We start from the raw sequence: 10,800 nt of genomic DNA, 5'->3' as shown, positions 1-10,800 counted from the left end.
CAGTTGGCGCTGATCGAGGAGGCTCGTGCTGCTCGCCGTACCATGCAGCAGGTAGCAGAGGCTGCGGACGCGAGGGTATTGACGATGGAGCCTGATCGGGAATGGGCCTACGGCAACGGTTGGGGGTGATGCTGAGCAGCCGTTGTGTTGGTTGAGCGTGTAACAGGATATTATGTTCTTCTGGCTTGCAGGGAGCGAGAGGGATATGATCATCCCAAGTTTGGGCTGTCGAACGTTGCTGAACGGAGCGTCCCATGAGGCACAAGTTCAATGTCGGCCAGTCGGTTCTTCCTGCCCATCCCAGGAGAGCTGACCCCGATACATATGTGATTGTCCGAGTGCTGCCCGAAACATCGCACGAGCGTCAGTACCGGATCAGGGCTTTGTCGAGCGGAGCCGAATGCGTGGTTCGAGAGACACAGATCAAGGGCATGAAAGCAACGCCGAACCCCTCGCGGAATGCTCTATCCCGACAGGAGAATGAGGCCGAGGCGCACCTCGTGTGGTGTTAGAGCCGTTCGCTCGTAAAGGTTCGAGCAAGTCTTAGTTCCAACCGGTATAACTCCCACCAGTCGATTTGCCTGGAACAGGAACAGGCTCATACCATCGAAATCGACAGAGGCTCATTCCACCCAGTTAGAGCACGAGGTTAGCATTAACCTCTCTTCGTTAGTGCGTCATCGCCTGCCTGCTGAATGGACTGATCCTGCATAGCTCTTTTACAGGAATGCTAATGGAGTACCGTAAAGAAGTATCTTCTCCCGGTCAGCCTCAAACGTATCTTTGCCTGTCCTTTCAGGTCGGATATCGATGAAGGCACCGATCACTTCGCCAGAACCTGAGAAGCCATGCCTCGCTATTATTTTCATGTTCAGGACGGTGACGGTCGCGACCAAGACCGTGTAGGAACTGAGTTGCCCAGCATTCATGAGGCTCGTAGCGAGGCGGTGAATGTCGCGCGCGAGCTTTGCGACCTATGGGACGACCTTCCGCCTGGAGCCCTCAACACCATGGCCATCGGGGTCGCCGATGAAACCGGCCACATCGTGCTCACTGTCCCCTTCTCTGTGGTCATTAAATAGGTGGGCGATACGCGGTCCAAAATGGCTACGTTTGCCTGACCCATTCGGCAAAGCTTGGCTGAATAGTTTCAGCCGTTCCCGGTTCCAGACTGGACACCTCACTCAGTCAGCAGCACAATTCCCTCTGGAACTGCACCGAGGGTCCCATGGGTCCACAGGAGCATAGGGTCGAGCGGCGGCTTGCCGCGATCTTCGCCGCCGATGTGGCAGGCTATGCGCGCCTGATGAGCCAGGATGAGGTTGGGACACTCCGCAGCCTGACCGCTTATCGCGAAATCATGGACCGGTTGATCGCTGAGCATGGCGGACGGATTGCCAATACGGCTGGTGATAGTGTGCTGGCTGAGTTCCCCAGTGCTGTGGATGCCGTCCAATGTGCCGCTGCTGTGCAGGAGGCGCTCGCGCAAGCGAACCAAGATACGCCCGAAGAGCGCCGAATCCAGTTCCGCATCGGAGTGCATGTCGGCGATGTCATGGTCCGTGGTGGCGATCTGCTCGGGGACGGGGTGAATATTGCAGCGCGGCTGGAGAACCTTGCTGAACCAGGGCGCGTCTACATCTCTGACGCCACCCACATGTATGTTCGGCGCTCGCCAACCCTCGGCTTTGATGATCTTGGCCCACAGAAAATCAAGAACTTCGACGAACCAGTGCGCGTCTACCGTGTCGCAGCTTCACCTTCGCCGTCCACAGGCTTGGCGCAGGCAGCAAGTCCAGCAAAGGTCCTCCCCCTTCCTGACAAGCCGTCCATTGCTGTGCTGCCGTTCACGAACATGAGTGGTGATCCCGAGCAGGAGTATTTCGCAGATGGCATGACCGAAGATATCATCACAGGTCTGTCGCGCTTGAAGTGGCTGTTCGTCATCGCTCGCAATTCCACGTTCGCTTACAAAGCGAGGATGGTGGATGTTCGTCAGGTCGGTCAAGACCTCGGTGTTCGGTATGTGCTTGAAGGCAGCGTCAGGGTGTTAGGAAGTCGCATGCGGATCACCAGCCAATTGGTCGAGGCTGCAAGCGGCAGGCACATCTGGGCAGAACTTTACGACAGACAGCTTGACGATGTGTTCGCGGTTCAGGACGAGATCACAGCAAGCGTCGTCGCTGCCATTGAGCCGCACTTGTATGCCGAAGAGGGTGCTCGGATCGCCAGCCAACCCCCTGATCACATTAGCACGTGGGGCCTCGTTGTCCGCGCTATCGGGTTGATCAGCAAACTCGGACGCCAAGAGAGTGACGAGGCGCGATCTCTTCTCAAACGGGCAATTTCGATAGAGCCGACCTATGCGAAGGCTCATGCAATTTTAGGCTGGGCCGTGTGGTGGGCCGCGTACAACTACTGGGCTCCTGATGAGCAAGAAGGTAGAGCCGAGGCTCAGAAACATGCAGAGCAGGCGCTTGCTCTCGACGCAAGCGAGCCATGGGCGCGTATGATATTGGGCCTGTGTCTCAGCGCAGATGGGCAGCATGAACGTGCTTTGTCGGAACTTGAAGCCGCCCTGCGGGTCAACCCGAGTTTTGCGTTGGCCCACACGATCCACGATGGGCGCTGGCTCGCATTGGAAGGTTTGATGATGCCGTGGGGGAGACTCAGATGGCTCTTCGCCTGAGCCCTGCGGACACATTCCTGAGCTTTTCTGAGTTTGTCCACGGCTTTACGCTTCTCGCCGCTCGCTGTTTTGAGGATGCTCTTCCCTATGTTCGCAGGGCTATTGTAGCCTTTCCCAACTTCCCTTCTCATTACGCTTTACTAATTAGCTGCTATGGCCACCTTGGACTCCAAGACCAGACGAAGATGCTTTTGGCGCACCGGAATTCGCTTCCGGGACCACCGCTCACGGTCAGCTTAGTCCGAAACCAACTGCGGAAGTATGCGACCGGTCCGATCATCGCGGAAGGGTTGATCAAGGCGGGTGTCCCTGAGAGTTGATCTCCCATGGTAAGCCTGCCTGGGTAGAAAAGTTACTCTCGACATAGGGAGCCCATAGTAGGGCTCGTCACGATGTTGCTCGAACTGGATAAAGAGCAGTTGAGCGTTCTCAGGCGAGCCCTTGAGGCGAGAGCCCGTGACATGCAAATGCGTTTGGGGAGCGATCCTGGCGACGAGGGCTTCCGGCGCGAAGCAACACTTACCACACAGCTTCTTCGGCGGGTCGAAGCTCTGGAAAGGCAAGCCGGTCACCGCGCCTGGGGCATTGGGAACATCGAGTCGATGCCGGATGATGACGAGAACTGAGCCGGATCAACCCGAAGGCTGACCCTCCTTTTGTCGGCTTTCTGAATTGATCTGTTTCACCAGGATCACGCATGAGCAGGGTGTTCCTCGGCGAGGGTTTCGATCAAGCGCAACAGTTCCTGCTGTTCTGGACCGGTGCCGCGACTCAGGAACGCCGCAATGTCCTCATGCTCCACGCTCCCTCCAGACGCCACATTTGCTTCGTGACGGATGAACACAGCCCCTGAGGGATCGCCAATGAGGTACCAACGGTCGCCGCTTGGGCTTTCGTAGAGCTTGCGCGCCTTCTTCATCGGAGGCTCCTGTCAAATCGACGTGGTGCGTCCACTGTAACGTATTTCAGCAGGAAGCAGACAGTGCCTTCTGTGTGTCTGGCTATTTCCAAGCATGAACCTGAGCCGCATCCTCAACCGGGTCTGAGAAGGGCTGGCTCACCCGAACGAAGATGGGTCCATCAATTGGACTGGCTCCGCTGGGTTGATTGCAGAAATCGCATGCTTGAAAATGATTTGTGAGCTACTGCCTCTGACAAGCTGGACTGTGAAGTTGTCAAACGATCCGATCTCGCCTTGAAGCTTGATCCCGTTCACAAGAAACATCATCACGTCGATCCGGCCATCCCGGAGATGACTGAGGAAAATGTCCTGGAGGGCTGAGGTGCTTTGTGGGGCCAATGGTCTGTTCCTGACGGACGATCACTGCACCAGAGCCGACCGAGTCTGTCAAAGGCATCCAGGGCGGTGATCTATAACGGCTCCTCGCGCGGAGGATCAATGCTCCTGTTGGACCATGTCAGAGTTCACAGCCGGGAGTCCTCCGCGCTCGCGAAGTTCCTCAAGCCGCCTCACATAAGGTCTGCGCCGTTCCTGGTGTGTTGTCTTTAGCTTCTCCACGGCACCTTCTTGAGCTTTGCCATCCAATGCATGGTGCTGAAGCTCGTCAAGTTCCAGGTTATGCTGAGCGTCCAGATCGCTCAGGATGCGTATAATCTCCTGAATCTTGTACTGTGCGGCATTGGAACACCGGCCCCACCAGACAATCTCCTCAGTTGAAGGACTTTTGTAGCGGTTCATGGTCTGCATAGCGCTCTCTGCCATTCGCTATTGAGCTTGCGAGAGACAAGCGGGAGTTGGGCTGGGTACAACGCGCAGACGGTCACTCGGCCTAAGCTGCAAAAGGGATTGGCGACACTGCTTCTGCCAGCGTTCGTTGAGAAGCTCGACATAGGGCTGTCGTGCCTCATGATGCTCTAAGATAATGTTGATCTTTCTGGCTTGCTTCGTCTCATTCATAAGAGTGCTATTATCGATGTTCAGCAAGTCAATCTCATGAGTGAAGTCTATTGTCCAAATTATGTTTATGAGGCTTCTGATTTCGTCATCCAATACTCGATGAAATGCATCATTTTTTGGCTTCTGGCTGTAATATGACATCTTTCCTTCCTTGTTGTTCTTGTTGTTCTTGTTGTTCTTGTTGTCATTTAACCGCAGAATCAATATACGCGCAGAAGACGAGACAGGCCGCAGAAATCAGGGCATGCTGGCCCGATTCATTAGGGGTATCTCTTTGGATGTAGTGTCAGCGTAGTCTCTGTTGAGAATGACGCACCACATGATTGCTTTAGCTCAAGCTACGTCAGACCCAGCAGAGCCTACCCTTAACACCCATCCCCTTTGTTGGCGGCTCGCGTTCGGGTCTGCGCGTCGTGGACGCACATCGTCAGCACTCTCCCGAGAAGAAACTACGGTGCTATAAGGGTTGAAATGTAGGAGCATAGGAAGACCGCAGCATGTGGCCAGACCGTCGCATTCAAGACCTGCTCGGCATCGAGTTGCCGATCATCCAGGCTCCGATGGCAGGGTCGGTCGGATCTGAGATAGTGATCGCAGTCTCGGAGGCGGGAGGGCTGGGTTCTCTGCCTTGTGCGATGCTCAGCCCCGAGCAGATGCGGAACGAGCTTGGGATCATCCGTCAGAGGACTTCCCGGCCCATTAACCTCAACTTCTTCTGCCACCAGCCGGCACAGGCTGACCCGGCGCGCGAGACCACTTGGAAGCAGCGGCTGGAGAGCTACTACCTCGAACTCGGACTTGATCCGCAAGCTCCCGTTCCTGCTGTGGCACGTGCCCCCTTCGACAGCGCCATGTGCGATCTTGTTCAGGAGTTTAGGCCCGAGGTCGTCAGCTTCCACTTCGGCCTACCCGAGCGAGCCTTATTGGAGAGGGTCAAGGCGACTGGCGCAAAGATCATTTCGTCCGCCACCACAGTGGATGAGGCGCGATGGCTGGAGGATCAGGGATGCAATGCCATCATCGCTCAGGGCTATGAGGCCGGTGGGCATCGCGGCGTCTTCCTGACGGATGATATTTCCACGCAGGCAGGCACGATGGCATTGGTGCCGCAGGTTGTGGATGCCGTGAGGGTGCCCGTGATCGCTGCTGGTGGCATCGCCGATGCGCGGGGCATTGTTGCGGCCTTCGTCCTTGGAGCCTCAGCGGTTCAGATCGGAACGGCTTATCTGTTCTGCCCTGAAGCCAAGGTTAGTGCAGTCCACCGTGAGGCTCTCAAGAGGGCAAAGGACAACGATACGGTTCTTACGAACGTGTTCACCGGTCGGCCAGCCCGTGGGATTGTCAACCGCATCGTCCGGGAGGTTGGTCCCATGTCGGAGCTTGCACCGCAATTCCCACTGGCCTCCGGTGCGGTTAGTCCGCTCCGGACGAGAGCGGAAGCAGCCGGGTCAGGTGACTTCTCACCCCTGTGGTCTGGACAGGCTGCTGCCCTTGGCCAAAACCTTCCGGCTGACGAACTCACACGGCAACTTGGTTCTGACGCCCTTGCGATCCTATCCCGGTTCGCCCTTGCTGATGGCTCAATACCGACGTGATCGAGCACTCGCGCCGAACGCCTTGTAGGGAACGGGATTCTGCCTGACTCAATTTTCCTTCGGTCCTCACTGCCTTTCAGTAATTCAGCGCCTCACGAATCCTGTGAGCCCGTCGAATCTGCTCGATATTGGTTGCGCGTTTCCGGTCCCATGAGAGCCTTGCTATGTCGAGGCAGCGAAGAGGTGCCGCGTCGAGATCGGTCAAGCAAAACAAACATCAGAGTTCCGTCCCTTCCAGGGCTGGGCACTCGAAGCCATCGCTGAGGCTGACAAAGCTCACAACAGTATCCTTCGCATCGCTCTCTCGGCGAGTTCGCTTCGCCGCCAAACCATGTTCCTGGTGCTCGCCTCTCTCGATTGGGTCACACCAGAGGCAATGGCGATGAACCTCTGCAATCTGAACATCGAGGGAGGTCCCTCGAATGCCACTCCTCTCCAGGTGATCAGCCACGCTCTTGTCGCATGTCGGCGCGTCCGTGATCTGCTCGACGCGGCCTACGGACCTGTAGACGGTCTTATTGGTGCTCTCAAACGTCTGGGAGACGATCCGCTGCCAAGAGGGTCCTACCGAGACCTGATGAGTGTGCTGACCGAGCCAGAGCATCGCGTGAGGGCAAAGCTCCTGATGCACATGCCCAATATCACAACCAAGAAGTTAACCACGCTTTTGTGGCTTGAAGAACCTTTCATCCTTAAGGAGTTGGTCGAGCGCCTCGCTCCCGATGATGTCGCCCGGTTCTGGACCGCCGTTCGGATAGTCAATCACCTGTCGCCACAGATGACCACTGACGACCTCATCGGCTCGATCAAGTCTCTTGAACCCGGTTCCAGCCTACGCACGTGGTTACAAAATCAGGTCAGACGAGCGACCGAGTTCCCCGTCGCCCTGCCTGGACTGGATAAGGCGTTTGTCCCACTCACCACGGCAGAGGCAATTCGCGGCAAGGCTCTGGAGTACCGCAACTGCCTCAAGAGCCAGTTCGGGGAAATGGCATTGGGGCGCAAGTGCTTTGTGGAATACCAGCCGTGCCCCGTAATTATCGAACTCACCGCGCTGAGCGAAGATCGCTGGGCTTGCTTCGACAAAATGTACGGACCGCGAAATGCCCGTCCTAACTCTGCTACACGATGCGCCATCCTTCAGAAGCTCCGAGCATCCGGCATCCTGATCTACGCTCACCACGCAGGGGCCAGCCGATGGAACTCCGTCGCGCGATGGCTCGGCGTTTGCGACTATGACGAGGAGGCTCTTGACGACATCATTGACATATTGGGCGTCGAAGACCTTGCCGACATTGACGCCGCACCGTCCTCAGTGTTGCCGTGAGATGTTCAATGTCCTCACCTACCGTTCGTGGAGCCGTCTAATCTCAGTAGCACAGCAGAGACGGGCAATTTGGCCCATCAAGCCCCGTGCGAGCGTTTTTGCCGTCAAGACCGGTTATACTATGGTGACAACTTCTAACGCATGACATTGGCTTTCAACTGTTGCGAACCACATAGATTATCGATGGATAAATACCTCGACACTCCACGAGGTTTCCAATGTTTTACCACGAACTCCCCATACCCAAACATCCGGCCAAGCGTAGTAGGCCACGAGACATCACGAACCTCTTTGTTCACAAGGCAGAGTAGGCAGACATGGAGGCGCTCCTGTCGGCGCATGGTTCGAATGAAATCATTGACGGTGAAAAGTTCCCCGTGATCAATGCTTACATTGTGAAGGCACTTTGCGCCAACCCTTCTGCTGCTTTTGTTCTTCTCGAAGCGTGGCTCACCTACTGCGAAACGAGCCCACATCGATAGGCTAAGATCACACAGCCTATCAACATGGTGTATCTGGTCGCGCCAAGGAGCCGTTTAGTTCGAGAACCTTTCGCTCTCGCCCGACAGCCACCGATCCGCTGCCGCTCGTCGTGAACGCGATCTTCAGCGCCGACGAAGTGGCCATCTTCAAAGCGAAACTGTGGGAGTTTCTCCAGCCGAAAGCTTCCCGCAATTCATGAGCCTTTAGAAGGAAGCAGAATAGTGGACGGCAGGTTTGGCGAGAGCCGGGTTCACTGCCCTCCGCAACACCCCCTCTGCTGGGCTACGGCTGGACACGGATTACCCCGGCCACCACCTTCGTTTGTTTGTAAGTTGTATTCCTTGAACCAGTTGCGCCTACGTGTTCTGGCCAGTCTTCTGCTCGTTCGGTTGGCCTGTTGTCTGTGGGGTGGCTCCAGTGGTCTGTGGGGGCTTCGTGACCCCTGTCGGGCTCGTTGGGCTGATCGAGCTTGAGGCAGCAGAGGTCCCAGTCGTTGAGGCCGGGCCGCTGGCAGCAGGCTTCTCAGGACCGCCTGACTTGTCGCCCAAGTTGGTGACTTTCTCGTTCATGCCCTGGACGGTGCTCCGCACGGTCTCAGCGACTTGTTCGGCAGCGTCGGCGACGTTATCAGCCCACTGGTCCACGGGGAGATCGCGGATCGTGCGTGGAAGCTCGGTCAGGGACTGCACGGCCTGCTTCCGCCCTTTTGTAACATAGGTGTAGAGGGCATACCCGGCGAGAGCCATTGCCCCCACACTCAACAGGGGTTTCGAGGCCATCGTGGCTCGGACGCCGGTCGCCGTGGTGCGAAGCGCATAGAGCGGGGCGGAGGCGTGGATCAGCCGTTCAACCATCGGAAGACGGTCCGGGGTGGTGTGGACGTGGATATCAAACTGATTATCGGCCCGCTGGGTGACCTTGATATTGTTGCGCGGAAAACCACTCTGGGTGAGGCGATGAATGGTCTGATCGACTGCCTTTTGGTTCGGCAGAATAGACCATGCTGCGGTCTTAGAATGGGGCATTGGAAACCTCCTGTTGAAGTCAACGAAGAATCACCAGATGCCCAGGAAGGTTCCGGTCAAGTTGCTGGCATCGTGCCATCGTAGAGGTAGACAATCGGCTGGAAGTTCGTGCTCTCTTCTTCAATAATCCCAGAAAATACCTTCCAAGACCCATTAGCGAGCCCGGTTCCGATCAGTGATCGCGGCGCACGATTTTGATCGGCAGCCGACCCGCAGAGACCTATCCCGACTGTCTAAAAGGTTGTTGAGAACGTGCTTGCGGAGCTTCAACGTACACGTGGAATGACAATCAAGCTCACACTGGAGATTGAGGCGGCGTCGGGCTTCGATGAGGGGATGCCTCTGTGATCCAAGACAACACAAGGGTCCTCAAATTCAAGGACGGACCTACCGGGTTCTTCGACGAATAATCCAGATCATTGAGGTGCTGAAGAGGCGCTCGTTCGGATAAACACCTCAAGAGAAGAAGCCAGCTTCACGGCCACAAGTGCGGACCTGAGCTAACAGTCTCATGCACTGAGTGCCCGATGATCTGAGCCCTTATTAGGGTCAAGGCGCTTGGCGATCTTAGCAATGGTGGCGCGGCTGCAACCAGTCGCCGCTTGGATTTGCGACCAGGATGTGCCTGCGCGCAGCATTGACGCGATACCACTGTTGCGAGCGAGGTTCTCTTTGCGACCTGTGTAGCGGCCTTCCGCTTTGGCTTTCATTTGCCCCTGTGCCTGTCGGCGACGGCGATCCTCGTAGTCTTTGCGAGCCACAGCCGCGAGCACGTCCAGCATCATGCCGTTTACGGCCTCAAACATTCTCAAGGTGAAGTTATCGACCTTCGCGGTCGCTATCATCCAGGAAGTCGGCAGATCAAGGGCGACAACACGAACACGACGAGCAGCAAGCTCGGACTTCAACCGCTCCCAGTCGGGAGAAGTGAGACGACTTAGCCGGTCTACTTGCTCGCAAAGTAAAATGTCTCCCTCTGAGGCATCGGCCAGAAGCCGGAAAAGCTCGGGACGATCAAGTTTCGTACCAGTTTCATTTTCAATGTAGGTGGCTGCGATGCGTAGCCCATGCTCGTTCGCAAAGGTTTCAATCTGCTCACGGGCGCGGGTAGCGTCCTGGCTCTTGTCAGACGCACGGAGGTAAGCTCGAACGAACATCGAAACCTCAAGCAGTTCAGTTAGGATGGTTCACAGCGTATCGGTTCATTTGAAATGGTCAAGCTTATATTTCTGAACCAGTTTTCAGCCGGTGGCCTTGGCCTCTGCAGCGGTCTCGGTGTTGCGTAGGGTCTGGCTTGCAATGAACTGCACGCTGGCCAGGGTATTCTTCACCCTGTGGTTCAGTTCGTTAATGAGCAGGTCGCGGCGCTCCTCCGCCACCTGATCATCAAGAGCGGAAAGTCTCTTCGTGGCACGGGGCTGACCTCATCCGATTTCCGTATTGGCGGCGTGAACGGGCCTCTACACGGCTATGCTGAACGGCAACGTTTGACCCTCAATGAACCTTCGTAACTGTATTAAGCATCAGACAGAGTTTTGGGCGAGTGCGGAACTCATTCAAGGCAGAATGGCTGGTGTGCAAATCCATGCATTGCAAAGGGAGCTAATTCATCTACTTAGGGCACCGGAACTGCAAAGCTCGTACGCATCACCTTGGCGAGCGGCCTACCCATCGGTCTTTGAATTGCACGGAGCACCCATGTCTGTTCTTAAACGTAACAATGTCAAAATCCTGGGTCGCGGCGAGCAGCCCATCCTCTTCGC

General features: G+C 56.3%; 12 protein-coding genes. 6 read left to right on the top strand and 6 right to left on the bottom strand.

All coding sequences use genetic code 11. The annotated features are described in order from the left end of the window. The first annotated feature begins 848 nt into the window (after positions 1-848). The 3 genes from JKG68_RS28525 to JKG68_RS28515 all read left to right on the top strand — a co-directional run bounded on the left by JKG68_RS28525 (position 849) and on the right by JKG68_RS28515 (position 3,315). A complete protein-coding gene (locus tag JKG68_RS28525) occupies positions 849-1,082 on the top strand; it encodes a DUF6894 family protein (protein ID WP_202065399.1) in 234 nt (77 codons plus the stop codon). 146 nt (positions 1,083-1,228) lie between these two features. After that, on the top strand, positions 1,229-2,689 hold the full coding sequence (locus JKG68_RS28520; RefSeq protein WP_202065397.1) for an adenylate/guanylate cyclase domain-containing protein: 1,461 nt from the start codon (positions 1,229-1,231) through the stop codon (positions 2,687-2,689). Between the two features lie 461 nt (positions 2,690-3,150). Continuing rightward, a complete protein-coding gene (locus JKG68_RS28515; RefSeq protein ID WP_202065395.1) occupies positions 3,151-3,315 on the top strand; it encodes a hypothetical protein in 165 nt (54 codons plus the stop codon). A gap of 65 nt (positions 3,316-3,380) precedes the next feature. Here JKG68_RS28515 and JKG68_RS28510 read toward each other — a convergent pair whose 3' ends face one another. The 3 genes from JKG68_RS28510 to JKG68_RS28500 form a co-directional block, all read right to left on the bottom strand. After that, positions 3,381-3,608, bottom strand: a complete 228-nt coding sequence (locus tag JKG68_RS28510; RefSeq protein ID WP_202065394.1) for a hypothetical protein — start codon at positions 3,606-3,608, stop codon at positions 3,381-3,383. Positions 3,609-3,746: 138 nt separating this feature from the next. Next, positions 3,747-3,989 carry an RNA chaperone Hfq gene (gene hfq / locus JKG68_RS28505; protein ID WP_202065392.1) on the bottom strand — a complete coding sequence of 81 codons (243 nt, stop codon included), beginning with the start codon at positions 3,987-3,989 and terminating at the stop codon, positions 3,747-3,749. A gap of 96 nt (positions 3,990-4,085) precedes the next feature. After that, positions 4,086-4,397, bottom strand: coding sequence for a hypothetical protein (locus tag JKG68_RS28500; RefSeq protein WP_202065391.1), 312 nt, complete (start codon positions 4,395-4,397; stop codon positions 4,086-4,088). Positions 4,398-5,104: 707 nt separating this feature from the next. On the opposite strand from JKG68_RS28500, the gene JKG68_RS28495 reads away from it, so the two are divergent. Both JKG68_RS28495 and JKG68_RS28490 read left to right on the top strand, forming a co-directional pair. Next, on the top strand, positions 5,105-6,202 hold the full coding sequence (locus JKG68_RS28495; protein WP_202065390.1) for an NAD(P)H-dependent flavin oxidoreductase: 1,098 nt from the start codon (positions 5,105-5,107) through the stop codon (positions 6,200-6,202). Positions 6,203-6,533: 331 nt separating this feature from the next. Beyond that, the gene (locus tag JKG68_RS28490; protein WP_202065389.1) at positions 6,534-7,529 is read left to right on the top strand and encodes a hypothetical protein; all 996 of its coding nucleotides are present in this window, start codon (positions 6,534-6,536) and stop codon (positions 7,527-7,529) included. Positions 7,530-8,368: 839 nt separating this feature from the next. Here JKG68_RS28490 and JKG68_RS28485 read toward each other — a convergent pair. The 3 genes from JKG68_RS28485 to JKG68_RS33945 all read right to left on the bottom strand — a co-directional run bounded on the left by JKG68_RS28485 (position 8,369) and on the right by JKG68_RS33945 (position 10,416). Further along, positions 8,369-9,037 carry a hypothetical protein gene (locus JKG68_RS28485; protein WP_202065388.1) on the bottom strand — a complete coding sequence of 223 codons (669 nt, stop codon included), beginning with the start codon at positions 9,035-9,037 and terminating at the stop codon, positions 8,369-8,371. A gap of 509 nt (positions 9,038-9,546) precedes the next feature. Next, the gene (locus tag JKG68_RS28480; protein ID WP_202065387.1) at positions 9,547-10,194 is read right to left on the bottom strand and encodes a recombinase family protein; all 648 of its coding nucleotides are present in this window, start codon (positions 10,192-10,194) and stop codon (positions 9,547-9,549) included. 84 nt (positions 10,195-10,278) lie between these two features. Continuing rightward, entirely contained in the window at positions 10,279-10,416 is a 138-nt protein-coding gene (locus tag JKG68_RS33945) for an HWE histidine kinase domain-containing protein (protein ID WP_202065384.1), read from the bottom strand. 118 nt (positions 10,417-10,534) lie between these two features. Between JKG68_RS33945 and JKG68_RS33040 the strand changes: the two genes are divergently transcribed. Next, a partial coding sequence (locus JKG68_RS33040; RefSeq protein ID WP_210346481.1) for a hypothetical protein occupies positions 10,535-10,800 on the top strand: 266 nt, incomplete at its 3' end.

The sequence above is a fragment of the Microvirga aerilata genome (assembly GCF_016743775.1).
GTDB lineage: Bacteria > Pseudomonadota > Alphaproteobacteria > Rhizobiales > Beijerinckiaceae > Microvirga > Microvirga aerilata.
This window is presented reverse-complemented; position numbering and strand designations above follow the sequence as displayed.